At 77.5% G+C, this 18,048-nt stretch carries 8 protein-coding genes; 3 read left to right on the top strand and 5 right to left on the bottom strand.

Going from position 1 to position 18,048, the window contains the following annotated elements; genetic code table 11:
- Positions 1-39: 39 nt before the first annotated feature.
- Positions 40-1,605 carry a chitinase gene (locus OG618_RS07245; protein WP_329486418.1) on the bottom strand — a complete coding sequence of 522 codons (1,566 nt, stop codon included), beginning with the start codon at positions 1,603-1,605 and terminating at the stop codon, positions 40-42.
- 594 nt (positions 1,606-2,199) lie between these two features.
- On the opposite strand from OG618_RS07245, the gene OG618_RS07250 reads away from it, so the two are divergent.
- A complete protein-coding gene (locus tag OG618_RS07250; protein WP_329486420.1) occupies positions 2,200-2,469 on the top strand; it encodes a hypothetical protein in 270 nt (89 codons plus the stop codon).
- 16 nt (positions 2,470-2,485) lie between these two features.
- Here OG618_RS07250 and OG618_RS07255 read toward each other — a convergent pair whose 3' ends face one another.
- The 3 genes from OG618_RS07255 to OG618_RS07265 form a co-directional block, all read right to left on the bottom strand.
- Positions 2,486-3,109 (bottom strand): sigma-70 family RNA polymerase sigma factor, encoded by a 624-nt coding sequence (locus tag OG618_RS07255; RefSeq protein ID WP_329486422.1) that lies wholly within the window; start codon positions 3,107-3,109, stop codon positions 2,486-2,488.
- A 405-nt stretch (positions 3,110-3,514) separates the two neighbouring features.
- The gene (locus OG618_RS07260) at positions 3,515-5,929 is read right to left on the bottom strand and encodes an ATP-binding protein (RefSeq protein WP_329486423.1); all 2,415 of its coding nucleotides are present in this window, start codon (positions 5,927-5,929) and stop codon (positions 3,515-3,517) included.
- A 619-nt stretch (positions 5,930-6,548) separates the two neighbouring features.
- Entirely contained in the window at positions 6,549-9,377 is a 2,829-nt protein-coding gene (locus OG618_RS07265) for an AfsR/SARP family transcriptional regulator (protein ID WP_329486424.1), read from the bottom strand.
- Between the two features lie 238 nt (positions 9,378-9,615).
- Here OG618_RS07265 and OG618_RS07270 point away from each other — a divergent pair, with 238 nt between their 5' ends.
- Complete coding sequence (locus tag OG618_RS07270) at positions 9,616-12,534, top strand: AfsR/SARP family transcriptional regulator (protein ID WP_329486425.1); 2,919 nt, start codon at positions 9,616-9,618, stop codon at positions 12,532-12,534.
- Positions 12,535-12,619: 85 nt separating this feature from the next.
- Here the strand turns inward: OG618_RS07270 and OG618_RS07275 are convergent, their stop codons facing one another.
- A complete protein-coding gene (locus tag OG618_RS07275; protein ID WP_329486427.1) occupies positions 12,620-14,092 on the bottom strand; it encodes a hypothetical protein in 1,473 nt (490 codons plus the stop codon).
- A 782-nt stretch (positions 14,093-14,874) separates the two neighbouring features.
- Between OG618_RS07275 and OG618_RS07280 the strand changes: the two genes are divergently transcribed.
- Positions 14,875-17,982, top strand: a complete 3,108-nt coding sequence (locus tag OG618_RS07280) for a hypothetical protein (protein ID WP_329486429.1) — start codon at positions 14,875-14,877, stop codon at positions 17,980-17,982.
- Positions 17,983-18,048 lie beyond the last annotated feature (66 nt).

An 18,048-nucleotide genomic window follows, 5' to 3' on the forward strand; every position in this document is an offset into this window, starting at 1 on the left:
GCGTCGTCACCTGCCGTCGGTGGGAGCAGGCCCGCACGATCAGCCGGCAGCCGGCTCCGGGTCACGGCGGCGGGTGGAGACCAGCCCGAGCGCACCGCCGAGGAAGAGCAGGGCCCCGGTGGTGGTGAGCAGGACGTCGGTGCCGTCCGCACCGGTGGAGGCGAGCGAGCCGCCGCCCGGCGCGGCGGGCGCGGGAGCACCGCCGGCGGCCTGGGTCGGCGGGGGCGACCCCTCGGGGGCCGCGGTGGCCGGGCCGGACGCAGTGGTGGCCGTACCCGTCGGGGTCACGGGCGGCTTCGAGGTGGTGGTGGTCGCACCCGGGGTGGTGGGGGCGGTCGAGGCCGGCGTCGTGGGTACGCCCGTCGGCGCCGGTGTGACCGGGGCCGGACTCGGCGGGACGCAGGCCGTACGGGCGGGCGTCGGGGTGCCGTCGGACGGGCGGGCGGACGGCGAGGCCGACGGGCCGTCGGCCGGCGGGACCGCGTCGGCCGGGCGGGCGACGGTCGGGGTCGGCAGCGGCCAGGTGGTCCGGCCGGGGCCCGGGGGCAGCGTGGTGACGACCGACGGGCTCGGGCAGGGGCCGTCCCCACCGGGCACCGAGTCCACGTGGTAGCCGGCCACGATCCGGGTGAAGTCGTACGCGGTCTGCTGGACGCCGCTGCACGTCGCGGTGGTGAAGGTGCCGCTCGCGCACGGGCGGTCGCGGTTGACCGCCCAGAAGCCGAACCGGGCCAGGTGGTGGGTGGCGGCGAAGTCGCGGACGGAGCGGAAGTCGGCCGGGGTGAGCTGCTCGCCCTGCTGGTCGGTGCGGCCGTTCATGGAGGAGAGGCCGGAGTGGCGCCAGGCCTTGTCGTCGTCCCAGCCGTAGGCGGCGGCGACGGCCCGCTGGAGGCCGCTGACGGCGGTGACGGTCGCGGCGGCCATGGTGCCGTCATGGCTCGTGAAGTCGAACGGCATGGCCGTCCAACCGTCCACCACCAGAGCGGCCTTGGCGGCGGTCCTGATCAGGTCGGCGCCGTCGGCGTCCGGGCCGGTCGGGTCGACCGGGAAGCTGACGTAGACGAGCAGTCCGGGGTTCTTGGCCTTCAGCGTCTTCAGCGCGTCGACGACCCGCTGCCGCACCGCGGGGGTGCTCAGCTCGGTCGACTCCAGGTCGATGTCCACGGCCTGGAGGCCGTACGCGTCGACCACCTTCTGGTAGGCGGCGGCCAGTTCGGCGGCGGTGGCGCAGCGTTCGCCGAGCTTGGCACCGTCCCAGCCGCCGAAGGAGGCGAGGATCTCGCCGCCGGCGGCCCGGATCCGCTTGATCACCTTCTCGTCGGCGCCGCCCGTGAGGGCGCGGCTGCCGTCCCACTTCGGGTCGCAGCCACCGCCGGAGAGGACGAAGGAGAGGGCGAACTGCCGCAGCCCGGTGGCCTTCATGACGGCGACCGGGTCGGGGGCGTCGCCCCAACCGAGGTACTCGGAGACGGCGTTGAGACCGACCGGGTCCGGGGCCTCGGCGGCGGGAGCCTGGTGCTGCATGAGGATGAGCGCGGCGCCGGCGACGAGGGCGGTGGAGGCCGCCGCCATCCGTCGTCGTCGGGTGAGCCGGTGTTTGGGCATCGGGACTCTCCTGGGCTGGGAGCGGACGGGCGGGCCGGCCCGGCGTCCGCCACGCGGCGCGCCCCGGCGGTAGCCCTCCCACAAGGGCACCGCCGGGGCGCCAGGGACCCGGATCCCGCCGGGGCGCGGGAGCCGGGAGTTCCATGGCCGGAGCCGGACGCTGAACCTGGGCCGGTGGGCCCGGGACACGCCGCGCGCCGTACACGGGGCGCGGCTCTCAGCAGTAGCTACGGACGGGCCACGCCTCCCGGTTCACGCTCTCCACACCGGATTGACCGTCAGAGACGCCGCACCGGGCCGGAGTTGACACCCGCCGGAGGGCGGGTGAACCGGCGCCCGCACGGGGGGACGAGCGCCGGTGGCGGTACCGCCACCCTGGAGAACGGCCCGGACCCCCGGACTGGTTCACCGCCGCGGAGAACTTCCTGAGCCCTGAGCCTTGGGCTCGGGCCTGGGCGTGGGGGCCCGACCCGTGAGCACGTCCACGTACTGGACGGCGCCCGGGCCGCCGCCCTCACCGCCCGACGGCCGGTTCCGCACCCTCACCCCCGCCGCCGAGGTGCGCCCCCCGGCCCCGACGACCAGAGTGAGGTGGTGAGCATCCTGGTACTCCTCGAACCCGAACTCGTCCGCACCTCGACAGCGAGCGGCGGCACCGACTACGTCGAGGTCGTGCGCGCCGTCCACGCGGCCCGGGCCGCCCCGGCGCCGGCCGGTCGGCCCGAGGAACTGACCCTCTGCGGCATGGGAACCGACCGGATGCGCCGCGACCCGTACCGGGCGCCCGACCCCGACGCGCCGTGGTACCCGCCGAAGTGGAGCGGCCAGGTGTGCCCGTACTGCGACCGCGTGGTCCGCACCTGAGTGCGGACCGGGGCGGCTACCCCGCGGCGACCATGCCGCGGGCTTCGAGGATCGGGCGCAGCGCGCGGACCGCGTAGAAGCTGCGGGACTTGACGGTGCCGACCGGGACGCCGAGGACGGCGGCGGCCTCGGCCATCGAGCGGCCGTGCATGTGCAGCTCGACCAGGACGTCGCGGTGGTGCGGCTGCAGCTCGGCGAGCGCGATCGCCATGTCCTGGGCGGCGAGCACCTCGTCGTAGGGGTCGTGGGTGCCGGCGTGCTCCTCGGGAGCGTCGTCGGCGACCTCCTGGGCGCGGGCGGCCTGCATCCGGAAGTGGTCGATGGCGATCCGGCGGGCCACCGTGAACAGCCACGGACGGCTGTACTCGGGGCCCCGGCGGATGGCGGCCGGGTTCTGCCAGGCGCGCAGTAGGGTCTCCTGCACGATGTCCTCGGCCTTGCCCCGGTCGCCGCTGGTGACGCGCAGCATCGCGCGCAGCAGGTAGCCGCCGTGCAGGCGGTACAGCTCGGCCAGGGTCTGCTGGTCGAGGGTGGGCCGGTCCGCACGGCTGACGGGAGCGTCCGGGGCGCCCCCGGCCTCCCCGGCCTCCCCGGCTGCCCGATGGGTGTCCTCGGCGTGAACGGTAGCGTCGATGGCCACGGCGGTTGAGTCCCTCGCAACGGTTGGTCGATATGTCGGGACGAGCCGGTGCGGCTGTCCCTCCCCCCTTGCTGGGACACATTTCCAGCCACGGCCAAGACCGGACCAACGCTGCGCCAACGAACCTCACGCCAGGGCGTTGGCGGCGGGAGGGGCGTCCGCCGCTCCCCGTACCGCGACCGCGGGGCGGCCGATGTCACGCCCCGTCGACGGAAGCACCCGATCGGCCGGGGCCCGCGGCTGCTTCCATTCCCTACCCACGGCCGGACCCGGCCGCGCGGTTCACCGGCCACACGGTTCACCGGCCACACGGTTCACCGGCCGCGCGGTTCACCGGTGGCCGATCACCGGCGGGCGGTGGGCGCCCCGGGCCGACCGGCACGGCCGGGGCGGAGCGGCGCCGCGTCAGCCGGTGCGCCGGTGGTTCCCACGGGCGCCCTCGGCGGTGAGGTCGGTCAGTGCCGTGGTCAGCAGCTCGCGGGCCTCGTCCGCACGGTCCAGCTCGATCAGGGCGGTGCCCAGCTCGGTGAGGGTCTGGGTCATGCTGTCGGGCTGCCCGGCCCCCTCGAAGTGGCCGAGGGCCTGGCGGTAGGCGGCCTCCGCCTCGGACCACTCCAGCAGTGCGGAGTGGTCGAGGCCGACCTCGTGGGCGGCGAACCCGGCCAACAGGTGGACGATGTGCGAGGAGGTGCCGTCCAGCCACCCGAGGATCTCGGCGACGAGCAGCCGGTGGCTCTCCAGCGCCTCCCGGGGCCGGCCGGACTCCCGCAGGCAGGAGCCGACGCAGCGCAGCGCCACGATCCGCCCCACCTCGGCGGACCGGCCCTCCAGCGAGGTGAACACCTCGGCGGCCTGGCGGTAGGAGTCCATCGCCTCCTCCGGCCGGTGCAGCCGGCGCAGGGCGGTGGCGCAGTAGGCGAGGGCCCAGGCCTCCTGCTGGGCGTCGCCGATCCGGCGGGCCAGGTCCAGGGCCTCCGAGGCGACCGCGAGCCCCGACCGGTAGCGGTGCAGGCAGGTGATGTGGGACCAGGCCAGGTAGTTCAGGTGGACGGCCTCGGCGAGCCGGTCGCCGACGGCGCGGGCGGAGTCCGCCGAGAGCCGGAAGACCTCGGCCCAGACGTCCCAGTGCAGCAGGCTGTCGGAGAACCAGTGCATGGCCTCGGCGGTGTCCACCACCTGCCGGTGCCGGCCGGTGGCGTTCGCGTGCTGCAGGGCGGCCAGCCACTCGGGGTGCTCCTCCTCCAGCCAGCGCCGGGCGTCGGCGAGGGTGACCGGGGCGGTGGCCGGATCCGGGTCGGCCGATTCGGCACCGGCGTGCTCGGCGCCCTCCACGTCGAACCGCAGACCGGCGGCGGCGGCCCGGCGCAGCAACCGGTCGCCGGCCTGCTCGCGGGCGGCCTCCAGGGCCTGCGGGCCGTCGTCGGCGGCGAGCCGCTCGCCCGCGTAGAGGCGGACCAGGTCGTGCAGGCGGTAGCGCTCGGGGGCCGCGGCGGGCTGCAGCAGTCCGGCGTCGGCGAGTTCCTCCAGCCGGCGGTCGGTCTGCTGGACGGGAAGGCCCGCGTAGGCGGCGACGGTGGCGGCGGTGAAGTCCTTTCCCGCGGACAGCGAGCAGCGGCGCAGGACCAGCGCGGTGGCGGCGGGGAGCTTGCGGTAGGAGAGCGCGAAGGCCGCGCGCACTCGCAGGTCACCGGCCTCCAGCACGTCCAACCGGTACTCCTCGGCGGCGAGTTGGCGGACCAGGTGGCTGACGGGCTGCTGCGGGCGGGCCACCAGCCGCTGTCCGGCGATCCGCAGGGCGAGCGGCAGGTGGCCGCAGAGCCGGGCGAGTTCGGCGGCGGCGTCGGGTTCGGCCGCGAGCCGCTCGGGGCCGGCGATCCGGGCCAGCAGGGCGGCCGACTCGCCGGGGGCGAGGACGTCCAGCGGCAGGCGGTGCACCGATTCCAGGCCGGGCAGCACGTGCCGGCTGGTGATGATCGTCAGGGCCGGGCCGGAGCCCGGCAGGAGCAGGCGGACCTGTGCCTCGTCGGCGGCGTTGTCCAGGATCAGGACGAGGCGCCGCTCCCGGACCAGGGTGCGGAACAGGCTGGCGCGCTCCTCGGTGTCGGCGGGCACCGAGCGGTCGGCGACGCCGAGGGCGCGGAGGATCTGGCCGAGGGCGTCGCGCGGTGCGAGCGGCGTCGGAGCCATCCCGCGCAGGTCGAGGGAGAGCTGGCCGTCGGGGAACTGCGGGGCCAGGGTGTGGGCGGCGTGCAGGGCGAAGGCGGTCTTGCCCAGGCCGGGCTGACCGTAGGCGAGCACGATCCGGGGGTGTGCCGGATCGGCGTCCCGGACCAGCCGGTGCAGCCGGGCCAGGGCGTCCTCCCGGGCGGTGAAGTCGGCGATGTCCCGGGGCAGCGCGAGTGCGGAGAACACCGCCTCGGCCGGGCTGTCGCTCCCGGGATCGGCCGCGGTCGCGGTCGCGGGCACGGTCGCGGTCTCGGGCGCGGTCGCGGGGGCGGTCTCGGGCGCGGGCGCGGGCGCGGGGGCGTCCACGGCGGCGGGCGTCTCGGGGGCGGCGGGCGCGGCGGTCCCGGGGGCCGGGCGCGGGGCCCTCGCGCGGGTGGGGGTGCGCCGGGGACGCCCGTCGCGGGCGGCCCGGTCGAGCGCGGCGGTCCGGTCCGGGTCGAGACGCAGCGCGACGGCCAGGGCCTGCACCGTGCGCTGCTGCGGTCCCCGGGTGCGGCCGCGCTCCATGTCGCCGAGCGCGCGCAGGCTGATCCCGGCCGCCCGGGCCAGCTCGGCCTGCGTCAGACCGGCCAGCACCCGGAAGCGTGCCAGCAACAGGCAGAACTCCTCCGCCGCGGCGGAACTGCCTGTCGCTATGCCCTGCGGGCTGCCTGCGGGGTTGCCTGTCGCACCCATCGCCACCCCTGTCACTCACGGTGTCGGCCTCTTCACCGAACACGTCAGGTCAGACAGTATGCACTGGTCAAAGTCGTGATCTTGCACCGGATCGGCCCACGCCCGGCCGCCCGGTGGCGCCCCGGCCGGAGCCGGGCCGCCGGTCCGCCCGCTCGGGAACGGGATGGGCGGAACACGATGCGCCGCCACCTGCGGGGCGGTGGCTCCGCCGCTACTTCCGCCTGTGGTTCTGCCCATCCCCGCACACGAAGGTGCCCAGAACCGCCCGCCGTCCGCACGGGCGGGCACTCGGCGGTCAGCGGTGGCGGCTCCCGACCGCACGGCCCGACGCGCGCAGGAGCGTGACCACCGGCGCAGGCGAACGGTCCTCATGCGACCGAGACGGGTCCGCCCGCACACGAGGCCCCCCGACACCGCCCTCGGCGGCGGCGCCTCCCCGGCCGCACGGCCCGGCCCACCCCGGACCGCGGCCGCCGGCGCGGGCCGGCAGGCCTCATGCGACCGAGACCACCTGAATCCGCCCGAGACGGACCCGCCGTCAGCGGGCAGCGGTGGCGGCGGCCCGGCGCTCCTCCGCCGCGGCCTCGGCCGTACGGCCGAGCGCCCGCAGGACCGTGGCCATCAGCGTGTGCGAGCGGGCCTCGACACCCGGATCGGCCTGGGTGCGGCCGAGCACGAGGGCCAGCCGGGCCGTGGTCAGGGCGTCGCCGTGGCGGCCGAGCGCGTGGAGGGCCTCGGCCCGGGTGTGAGTGGCCCGGACGGTCTCGGCCGCGTCCGGGTGGGCGGCGAGGATGCGCACGGCCTCGTCGGCGTGGGCGAGAGCCGCTTCGAGGGCGCCGCCGGCCACCTGGGCTCCGGCCAGGTCGTCGAGCGCCCGGGCGAGCAGCCGGTCGTCGGCCAGCGAGCGGGCGCGGGCCACGATGTCCGCCATCAGCGGCAGGGCGCGGTCCGGCCTCCCGGCGCCGGCCAGGCCGGCCGCGATCCGGACCCGGCAGTGGTGGCGTTCGACCGGGTCGCCGACCTGGTCGGCGGAGGTGAGCGCCCGGTCCAGGTGGTCGAGGGCGGCCCTGACGTCCCGCCGGTCGACCAGGACCGCGGCGAGGTCGGTGGTCAGCCGGGCCACGGCGGCCGGATCGGCGCAGGCGCGGGCGGCCCGCAGACCGGACTCGACGGTGGTCCACCACCCGGCGCGGCGGTGCCCGGACCCGGCGTAGAGGGCGCCGGCCCGGTGGGCGAGCCGCCAGGCCTCGGCGAACCGGCCGTGCCGTTCGGCGCGCAGCACCAGGCCGCGGACGGCGGGCTCCTCGCGGTCGAACCAGTCGGCGGCCCGGCGGGCGCTCGGCGGCAGGGGGCGGTCCCCGGCGGACGGGCCCACGACCGACGGAGCGACAGCGGACGGGCCGACGGCGGACGGCGGACCGTCGCCCGGCCGGCCGACCCGGGCGGCGGTGGCGTTCAGGTAGTGCTCGATCAGCCGGTCCAGGGCCGCCGCGCGCTGGTCGGCCGGGAGTTCGGCGGCCAGCCGGGCGCCGTGCCGGCGGACCAGCTCGCGCCGGGCGAACAGGCCGGGCGCGCCCTCCTCCACCAGGTGGACGGCGTCGAGCTGGACCAGCAGGCCGCGGGCCGCGGCCGGCGGCACCTCGGCGAGGGCGGCGGCGGCGAGCGGCTCGATGACCGCGCCGGGGTGCAGGCCGAGCAGGGCGAACAGGCGCGCCGCGGCCGGCGCCAGGGTGCGGCAGGTCAGGTCGAGGGCCGCGCCGAAGCCGGGCGGACCGAGGTCGGCGCGGGCCGGGTCGGCGAGCCCCGACGGCTCCTCGGCGAACTCCGCCACCAGGTCCTCCAGGGCCCAGTCCGGGCGGGCGCCCAGCCGGGCCGCGGCGAGGCGCAGGGCGAGCGGCAGGTGGTCGCACCGTTCGGCGAGTTCGGCGGCGGCGAGCGGCTCGGCGGTCACCCGGGCCGGGTCCAGCGCCCGGGCCAGCAGCTCCTGGGACTCGGCCGGGGTCAGGGCGTCGAGCGGGAACGGGGTGGCGCCCTCGTGCACCAGCAGGTCCCGCAGCCGGCTGCGGCTGGTGATGACGGTGACGGGTCCGACCCAGGCCCGGCCGGTCTCGGGTCCGGCCTCGGGCGGCGGATCGGGCAGCAGCGGGGCGAGTTGCTCGTAGGAGCGCGCGTTGTCCAGCACGATCAGCAGCCGGCGGCCCGTCACCAGCTCGCGGAAGCGGCGGGCGCGGCCGTCGAGCGAGGCGGGCAGCGCGCTCCCGGTGACGCCCAGGGCGGTCAGGAAACCGGCCAGCACCTCGGCCGGGTCGCGGGGGCCGCTCTCGTCGAAGCCGCGCAGATCGGCGTGGAGCCGGCCGTCGGGAAAGCGGTCGGCGGCCCGGTGGGCCCAGCTCTGGACCAGGCTGCTCTTCCCGACCCCGGCCGGTCCGGTGACCAGGACGGGGCCGGCCTCCCGGCCGGCGGCGACGGCCGCGTCCAGGCGGTCGAGCTCGGCCGCCCGGCCGACGAACCGCCGGTTGGCGCGGGGCAGTTGTGAGGGGACGAGGTGCGGCGGGCGGGCCGTGGCGACGGGCGGCCGGTGCTCGGCGCGGGGCGTGGTGAGGACGGCCGGCCGGCCCGCGACGCGCTCGCCGGCCAGCCGCAGTTCGGGCCCCGGCGCCGTCGGCAGCTGCGCCGTGACCCGCTCGTACCAGGCCCGCGCCTCGGCCCGGCGCCCGGCCTGGTCCAGGCAGTCGATCAGCCGGACGGCCAGCCGCTGGTGGGTGGGGTGGGACGCGGCGGTCTCGAACAGCTCGGCGACCAGTTCGGCGCCGCGGTCCAGCCGGCAGAGCCCCTCGGCCAGCCGGTCCAGGGCGCGCAGCCGCAGGTCGGTCAGCCGGGGGGCGGCCTGCTCGCGCAGCAGGGCGGAGCCGCAGTCGGTCAGGGCCGGACCGCGCCAGAGGTCCAGCGCCGCCCGCAGCAGTGGCAGCACCGGGTCGTCCGCCCCGGTGGCGCGGTCCGCCGGGGCGGCGGCGGGGTCCGGCCGGCCGGGGAGCAGCACCCCGGCCCGGTCGCAGAGGCGTTCGAAGCGCAGGGCGTCCACCTGCTCCGGATCCCCGCTCAGGACGTAACCGGCGCCCCGGGTGGCCAGCTCCAGTCCACCGTCCAGCAGCCGGCGCAGTCCGGCGACGTGCCCCTGCAGCGCGGCGCGCGCGGTCGCGGGCGGGTTCCCGTCCCAGACCAGCTCGATCAGCCGGTCGGTGGGCACCACCCGGTCGAGTTCCACGGCCAGCGCGGCGAGCAGCGCACGGCGCTTCGGCGCCGAGGGCGTGGCCGCCGTGCTGCAGTCGTAGCGGACGGTCACGGCACCGAGCAGGTCGATCCGCATACGGCCTCCTCGTCATATGTCAGTGATCGGCATATTGACGGATCCGACCGGGAAATGCCCAATCACGGACCACGGTGTGCCCGAAAGGGCAGGAGCCGGCACCCCGCTCCGGCGTCCACGGCGCGGACGAAATGCCAACCCGGACAAACGGCACGGATACACTGCAGCCCGATATCAGGCTGGACCGCCGTGGGGGGCGACTGTGGGCGACCGCGTGGGCATCCGACTGCTCGGCCCCGTGGAGCTGCGAACCGGGTCCGAGGGGTACGTCGCGCTACCCGGACCGCAACGGCGCGCCGTCCTGGCCCTGCTGGCCCTGCGGCTCGGACGGGTCGTCGCGGTGGAGCGCTTCTTCGAGCTGCTCTGGGGCGAGGATCCACCGGCCCGGGCCAGGGCGGCCCTGCAGGGGCACGTCGCCGCGCTGCGCAAGGTCCTCGCCGCCACCCCCTTCGAGCTGTCCACCCGGGCGCCCGGCTATCTGCTCACCGGCCCGGCCGAGCAGGTCGACGCGCTGCGCTTCGAAGCGCTGTCCGCCCGCGCCGGGGAGCACGCCGACCGGGCCGACCGCGGCGCGGACGCCGAGGCGATCGGGCTGCTGGAACGGGCCATGGGCCTGTGGACCGGCGCCGCCCTGGCCGACCTGCCCGACACCGAACTGCGACAGGCCCTGGCCGGCCGGCTGGAGGAGGCCGGGACGAGGGCGCTGATCGGCTGGGCCCGGCTGCGGCTGCGCCAGGGATCCGGCGCCGCCGCCGTGGAGGCCCTGGAACAGCGGGTGCGGGCCGACGGGCTGCGCGAGGAGGTGGTGGCCCTGCTGGTCCGCTGCCTCCACCAGGCCGGGCGGCCCGCCGACGCGCTGGCGGTCTACCACCAGGCCCGGGAGCTGCTCTCCCGCGAGCTGGGCATGGTGCCCGGCGCGGAGCTGCAGGCCGCACTGGCCCGGGTGCTGGCCGAGGAGCCGGCCGCCGGGACGGTGCCCGGCCCCGGGCCGGCGGCGCCGCGCGCCCCTGCGAGCACGCGACCGCCGGTGGCCCCTGAGCCGCCCGCGGCCGCCGACCCGCCGGTGGTCCCCGCCCCACCCGTGGCCGGTCCGGCCCCCGCGGCCGCACCCTCCCCGGTCGAGCCCTCGAAGCCCCGCCAGCTCCCCCGCCGGCCCATCGGCTTCGTCGGGCGCGGCCCCGAGTCGCACTGGCTCGACCGCGAGTGCGGTCCGGACCGCACCGGTGACGGACTGGCCGTGGTGGTCGGCCCGGCCGGTGTCGGGAAGAGCGCCACCGTCATCCGCTGGGCGCACCGGACGGCCGCCGGCTTCCCGGACGGCCAGCTCTTCGTCGACCTGCGCGGCTTCGATCCGGCCGGACCGGCCGACCCGGCCGAGGTCCTCGGCCAGTTCCTGCTGGCCCTGGGCGTCCCGGAGGCGGCCATCCCCGAGGACCGGGCGAGCCGCGCCGGCCTCTACCGCGCCCGGACCGGCGACCTCCGCCTGCTCGTCCTGCTGGACAACGCGCACAGCGCCGCCCACGTCGCCGACCTGCTGCCGGCCGGGCCCGACTGCGCCGCCGTGGTCACCAGCCGCACCTCCCTGGAGGACCTGGTGGTCACCGAGGGCGCCGCCATCCTGCGGCTGGAGGCGCTGCCCGGGGGCGACGCGCTGCGGCTGCTCGAACGGAGCCTGGCCCCCGAGCGGGTCCTCGCCGAGGCCGCCGCCGCCGAGCGACTGATCGAACTCTGCGACCACCTGCCGCTCGCCCTGCGGATCGCGAGCTCCCGGCTGGCCGCCCGACCGGACTGGACGATCACCGACCTGGTCGCCGAGCTCTCCGACGAGCGGACCCGGCTGCTCGCCCTGGAGACCGACGGCGCGGTCAGCATCCGCACCACCCTGATGCTCACCCACCGCCACCTCTCCGACCGGGCCGCCACCCTGCTCACCCTGCTGGCCGCGCACCCCGGCCGGGAGGTGGACACCGCCGCCACCGCCGCGCTGCTGGGTACCGACCCGGCCACCGCCCGCGACGCGCTGGGCGAACTGGCCGCCCACCACCTGCTCGGCGAGAGCGCGCCGGGCCGGTACAGCCGCCACGACCTGATCCGGCTGTTCAGCGTCGAACTCCTCGCCGAACAGCCCCCCGAGCTCCGCCGGCTCGCCGTCGAACGGCTGCTGGACTACTACGTCACCGCCGTCCAGCACTGCGGCGAACACCTCGAACCCGGGCAGGACGGCTACGGCGAACGCGCCCACCCGCCCGCCGCGCTGCCCGCCGCGAGCGACACCCGCGCCGCGCTCGACTGGTTCCGCGCGGAGCAGTCGACGATCCGCGCGCTGGTCGACACCGCCGGCGCGGTCGACCCCGAACGGGCCTGGCGCCTGGCCATGTCGTCGAGCGCGCTGTACTACGGCTCCAGCCGGCTGGCCGACTGGCTGAGCTGCCTGCGGGCGGGCGAGCGCGCCGCCGAACAGTGCGGCGACCGGGTCGCCACCGCGCTGCTGCGGGGTGCCTCGGCGAACGCGCTGCTGGGGCTGGAACGCCGTGAGGAGGGGGCCGAGGCGGCCCGGCGGGCCGTCGCCGACACCACGCCCGCGGACGGCTTCGCGCACATCCGCGCCCTGGCCACCGCGTCGCTCGGCACCGCCCTGCTCGGGGACCCGGTCCGGGCCACCGCACTGGCGGCGGCCGCGGTGGCCCTCGCCGAGGAGTCCGGCTCCGCGCAGCGGACCTCCTACGCCCTCGGCTACGCCGCGTCGGCCGCCCTGATGGCGGGCGACCACGACGGCGCGCTGCGCCGGGCCCGCGAGACCAGGGCCCTGCTGCCCGACCACCCGGCCGCGACGATCCACGCCTGGTCGATGCTGACCGAGGCGCACGCCCTGCAGGCCCTCGGCCTCGCCGAGGCCTCCGAACTGGCCTGGGCCCGGCTCCTGGTCACCTGCGAGCAGGCCGGTTTCCTGCACCTGCAGGCCGTCTCGGAGGAGTGCTACGCCGCCTTCCTGCGGACCCAGGGCCGCGAGGAGGAGGCGACCGAGCACCTGAAGGCGGCCGTCGGACTGTACCGGCTGCACCGACATCAGGCCGGCTCCCCGAGCGGCGTGCCCGCCGCGATCGAACGCTCACTGCGGCCCCCGCCGGCCGGGGCGGCGCCTGTCGGCCGGCTCTGAGGCTCCCTCGGGCCGCCCCGGACGGCGCCGAGGCCGGCCGGTCCGGTACCGGGACGGGCGGGTGCGGTGATGATCCGAACGCCCGTCAGCCGGTGCAGTCGGCACGGACGGCGCCGGCCGCGTGGTGGGCCTTGTCGGCATCGCCGCCCCAGTCGATGCCCCGGTCGTGGAGCATCACCGCGATCCGGCCGCCGGTCAGCGGGAAGGTACCGGCGCTGGCCCACGTGCCCCGGGCCGCGGTCTGGTCGACCTTGAACTCGCCGACGGTGCCGCTGCCGGGCATCGAGCTGTTCTGCACGGTGTAGACGGTGGGCTTGCCACCCACCATCTTGCGGTCGCTGCTGTTCGGGACGTAGACGGAGATCTTGCAGCTGCCGGTGGTGACCGGGGCGGTGGTGAAGGTCCACACCACCGAGTTGCCCTTGTCCTTGCCGTCGCCGCTCATCGGCACCGAGTCGTACTTGCCGTTGCAACCCGACCCGGAGTACCCCCCGGCCGAGTTGACCGTCCAGCCGGTGCTGCCGTTCGTCCACTGGCCGTACTGGGCGTAGCCGGTGCCGGAGTTGCCGCAGCCGGTGCCGGCGACGGCGGTGAAGGTGGGCGCGACGGGCTTCGGCGGGACGGGCGGCTGGGGCACCGGCGGCTGCGGCTTGGGCTGCTGGGGGACCGGCGGCTGCGGTGCGGTACCGCCGCTCCCACCGGTACCCCCGGTGCTCCCGGTGCTCCCGCCGGTGCCCCCGCTGCCACCGGTGCTGCCGCCCGTACCGCCCGTACCACCGGTACCGCCGCTGCCCGTGCTGCCGGTAGCGCCGCCGCCACCGGTACCGCCGCTGCCGCCCGTCGTCGGCGGCTTGGCACCGGGGGCGGGCCGGGAGAGCAGGTTGGTGCCGGGGGGCGGCGCGGTGTTCGGCGCGGCCCCGTTGCCCGGGGTGGTACCGGGCACGCCCCCGGGGGCGCCGTCCGCCCCGGGCGTGGTCGGGGCGCCCGCGGCCGGGTCCGGGGGGAGGGTCGGATCGGTGGGCGCGGCCGGGGCGCCGGAGGCGTTCGGATCGGTGGGTGCGTCGATCGGTGCGGGATCGCCGAACTCCGGCCCCTCGGGAAGGGGCAGGTCCGCCTGGCTCAGGCCGACGTTGTCGGCCGTCCCGTCCCTCCCGGTCCGACTCCCATCGGTGATCAGGAACGGCAGGCCCATCAGCACCACACCGGCGGTGGCGGCGGCGACCATCACCGGCCGCTTCAGCCGGGCCCGGCCGAAGCGGTCCGGGCGCGCGACCGGCGCGAGGGCGGTCGGCCCCGGCTCCGGCCCCGGCTCAGGGTCGGGCACCGGCGCGAGCACCGGTCCGGGCACGACGGGGGTCGGCGGCAGCGGGGGCTCCGCGGCCGCGACCGGGCCGGTCGACACGGCGGCGACCTGCCCGTACTCCGGCACGACCGGCGGCGGAGCCACGGGCAGCACGGCGGCCGGCGGTACGGCCGCGGCTGCCGGGTCGGGTGCCCCCGCTCCACCGGCCTCCTCGTCCATCTCCCAAGCCACCGAGGGCAGCTGAATGCTCGCCACCCCGCTCTGAGCCCCGTTTCCACTCGTGCTCGTGCCCACCACAGCTCCTCGGCTCCGCATGCCGTCCCTGTCGGCGGAACCGCCCGGCCGACAGGGCCACCGGCGCTTCCACTCGGTACCTACGGCCCGGCCGGGCCGTGCGGTTCACCGGTCGTCGGTGGAGCACGGCCCGGCCGGGCCGTTGAGCGCCGAGCGGCTGTCGTCAGCGATGGTGTCCAACAGGTCCGCACCGCGTCCGGGCCTGACCGGACCAGGCCCCGGTTGCCCCCTCGGTGGTGCGGTGGGCGTGCTCCCGCGCGGCACCGCCAGGCGAAGGCGGTCCCACTGCCGGGTGCTGCCGGTGACGACGTCCTCGCCTCCCGGCGACTCCTCCACCGTTGGCACCTACCCGCCTGCGGGCGGCGTAGGTACGCGCACGCAGTCGGAGCTCGGCGGCGAACCGGCTCGTCCCGTCGACCGGGTCGGGCTAGGTCGTGCCGTCCTGCCGTACCAGGGTCGTCTCCCCGACCGTCGCCAAGGCCGTGACCACGCTGCCGTCCGCGCCGTGCGGCTTCGGTTCCAGCGGCTCCCCCCCCGGGGCATCGCGCGGTGCGCCCGGATGGCGGGTTCGGCCGTCCGGGCGCGTGCACAGCCGCGTTCCAGCCGCCGGGGACTCTCCGCTGCGCCCCCTCCACGGCCTGTCGCGCCTGGGCAGTGCCCACGAGGTCCTACGGGCCCACGGTCTCGCCCGGTCCGGGCCGGTCACTGAACCGGTGGCCGGGCGGCGCCCGTATTCCCCGACGATGAGTCTCTCCCGCCTCGGCCTGCCCTCCGGTGACCCGGCCGCGCCCCGCCGCCGGTTCGGCCGCCGGCGTGGCGGGGCCGCCGCGCTGCCCGCCGGGGGCGGCCCGGTAAACGCCTCCCCGGTGCCGGCGGTGGCCGCCGCTCCGGCCGGGGCCGCGCTCGCCCTCCGGTCCGAGCTGCGCCCCGTCGGCCCACACTTCGTCATCGCCCCCTCCACCGCCGGGGACGACGAACTGTCGGCGGCGGTCGCCACCCTGCGCCCGGTGCCCGACAGCATCGTCGTGGTCGCCGCCGCACCCGACTCGGCCGCCGTCCTGCGGGACCGGATGGCCGACCTCGGCGTGATCGCCCGCTCGCGCGGCGCCGCCACGCTGGTACTGGCCGCCTCCGGCCTCGCCGCGCTCGCCCCCAACGGCCGCCGCCCGGCCGAGGTGGTCGCCGACCGGGCCGGCCTGCCGGTGATCGCGCCGGACGGCCTGGTGGAAATCACCCCGGACGGCAACCTCAAGGTCACCGCGCCCGACGGCGCCGGCGAGGCCGCCTCCTGGTGGCACTGCGCACCCGGCAGCGCACCGCGCCGGGTGCGGGAGACGATCGGCGCCACCGCGCCGGTCGAGCCGCCCTCCACCGCCGTCGCGGTCGTACCCGCCGGCCCGGCCGGGCACCTGCCGGTCGAGAGCGCCACCGCCGCCCGCCGCCCCCCGGCCGTGCACGTGCTGCGGCTGCCCGCCGGTTTCTGGCTCACCCACCCGTCCGCCCCGCCCCCCGGCCCGATGCCCGGCCTCGGGCTGGCCGCCGCGCCGCCCGGCACCGTGGTGCTGGTCGTCGGCACCCCGGCACGGCCCGTCCTGCTGCCCGAGGACTTCGCGGAGGCCGTGGTCGGCCTGCCGGTGGACACCTCGCGGCTGCTGGTCAGCGCGCCCTGGGCGGCCCCGGACGAACTCGCCGCCCTGACCGGGGCGCTGTCGGCCCGGCTGGCCCGCCCGGTCAGCGCCGCGATCGGCCTCCCGGTGCTCGGCCCGGGCGGCCCCACCTCGCGCATCCTCGACACCCACGGCCGGGCCCGCTGGGAGCCGTACCTGCTGCGGCTCGCCGCCGCGCCCGGCCAGGGCACCGCCCCCGCCGCCTGGCGCAACGGGGGCGCCTCCTGGCGGACCGACGGGCCTGGTGTCTTCGAGGCGTTCCCCTACTGGGCGTTGGAGGCCGTCCCGGCCGGCCTCTGGCTCCGGCCGGAGCCTCCGCACGTCCTCACCCCGCGCTTCCGCCGGCCCGAGGCGGCCCGCCCGCTGCTGATCGTCGGTGAGCGGGACCGGCCCGTCGAGGCCGACGTCTTCGAGGAGCTGGGCAGCCTGCTCGACCGCCTGCCGTCCTCCGGCTCGGACGGGTTCGGGCTGCTGGTGCACGGGCTGCTGGAGCCGTCCACCGAACGGATCGCCCGGTTCATCGCCCGGATGCACGACCTGGACTGGCTCGGACCGGAGCAGCCCGCCGGTTCCGTGCCGGGCGTGGCGGCGGTGTCGTACGGGATCGGTGGCCTCCCCGCGGCCCGCCCGACGGCCGTGGAGGCCGCGCCACAGCCCGCGCCGGCCGCCGTGGCGGCCTCACCACGCCCCGTTCCTGCCGCCGCGGAGGCCGCGCCACAGCCCGTCCCGGCCGCCGTGGCGCCGCCCCGGGCCGCGGCGCTGTCCGGTCCGCCGGCCGGGCCCTCGGCGTTCGCCGTACCGACCACCACCAGTGGTGGCCCCGGCCTCCCCCCGCCGGTGGGCGCGGCGCCGCGCGGGACCGACCCCCTCGGTACCGCCCGGGCCACCGCCGGCGGGCCTTCGGCGGCGGCGACCGAGGAGCGGAACCCTGCGGAGAGCGCTCCCCGGACCGACCCGGCCACCGACCCCGTCACCGCCCCGGTCACCGCCTCGTACGCCCACCGGGTGGACACCGCCTCCGAACCCCCGTACGAGCGCACGGACTTCGCCCGGCTGGACGCGGCCGACGTCGAACCGCACGGCGACCCCACCATCGCGGACCCGCACGGCGACCCCACCATCGCGGACCCGCACGGCGACCCCACCGTCGCGGACCCGCACAGCGAGCCGGACGAACCACCGGACAGGCGCCCTTTGGAGCCGGTCGGTCCGGAGTCACTCGACCCGGAGCCGGTCGAAGACCCCCAAGAGCTCACCGACGAGTTCACCAGGGTGGAACCGGACGGCGGCCCGGCACGGGCATCGGCCCCGCCGCGCGCCCGTCACCTCCGCCCGGAGGACTTCCCCGTCCCCGTTGCGGTCAGCGGCACCGACGACCGGGACGCCGTCCGGACGCTGCTCGGCGAGCACTACCACCGCTGCTCCGGCCGGATCGACCAGGTCACCACCCGGTTGCCGAGGCTGCGGTCGACCTCCAAGGACGACATCAAGCCCGATCTCGCCGCCGTCCTGCTGCACCACGGCGACACCGGAATCCCCGCAGAACGGGCGGAGTTGATCGCGGCCGCCCGCTCCCGCGACCCGATCCTCGCGCCCTTCCTCCGCTGCCTCGGCTCCGGGCTGCGCCGCTTCCCGAGCCACCACGGCGCCGTGCTGCTCTGTGCCCCGCCCGGCCCGGATCCGGCGGCCCTGCTCGCCCACTACGCGGTCGGACAGGTGGTGACGGAGCCCGCCCCGGTCACCGGCCTGACCGCCAGCGCCGTCGAAATCCCCGGCGCGGCGGTCGAGTTCGTCATCTGGTCGGCCACCGGGCGGCGCACCTCGGCCTTCGGCTCGGGCACCGAGGAGCTGCGGGTGACCTTCGCCCCGGGCACGTCCTTCACCGTGGTGGCCGTCCTGCCCTCCGATGACACCGAGAACGCGGAGGACAACGAGCACGCCGAGGACCCCGGGTACGCCGCCGAGCCGTCCGGCCGCCGCCCCGCCCGCGTCCTGCTGCGCGAGTACACCGGAGCCGCCGGCGCCGACCCGGACGAACGGGACCGCAGCGCCCTGACCCGCCTCCAGTCGTGGCTGGACCGCAGGGACCGGCTGAGCCCAGCCGAGCGCCGGCGGATCGAGGACCCCGAGCGCTTCCACCTCACCCCGGGGGTCGAGCTTCTGCCTGGTCCCGAGGGTGCGTGAACCCGCCGTCGGACGGCGGCCGTTCACCAAGCGAACCCGCTCGCCCGCCGTTCCCGCGGCCGATCC

Source organism: Kitasatospora sp. NBC_01246 (assembly GCF_036226505.1).
Lineage (GTDB): Bacteria > Actinomycetota > Actinomycetes > Streptomycetales > Streptomycetaceae > Kitasatospora.

Coding starts and splice junctions, on each gene's coding strand:
- OG618_RS07265 (WP_329486424.1), bottom strand. CDS start 9,377: ATGCGGATCGACCTGCTCGGTGCCGTGACCGTCCGCTACGACTGCAGC.
- OG618_RS07280 (WP_329486429.1), top strand. CDS start 14,875: ATGAGTCTCTCCCGCCTCGGCCTGCCCTCCGGTGACCCGGCCGCGCCC.
- OG618_RS07245 (WP_329486418.1), bottom strand. CDS start 1,605: ATGCCCAAACACCGGCTCACCCGACGACGACGGATGGCGGCGGCCTCC.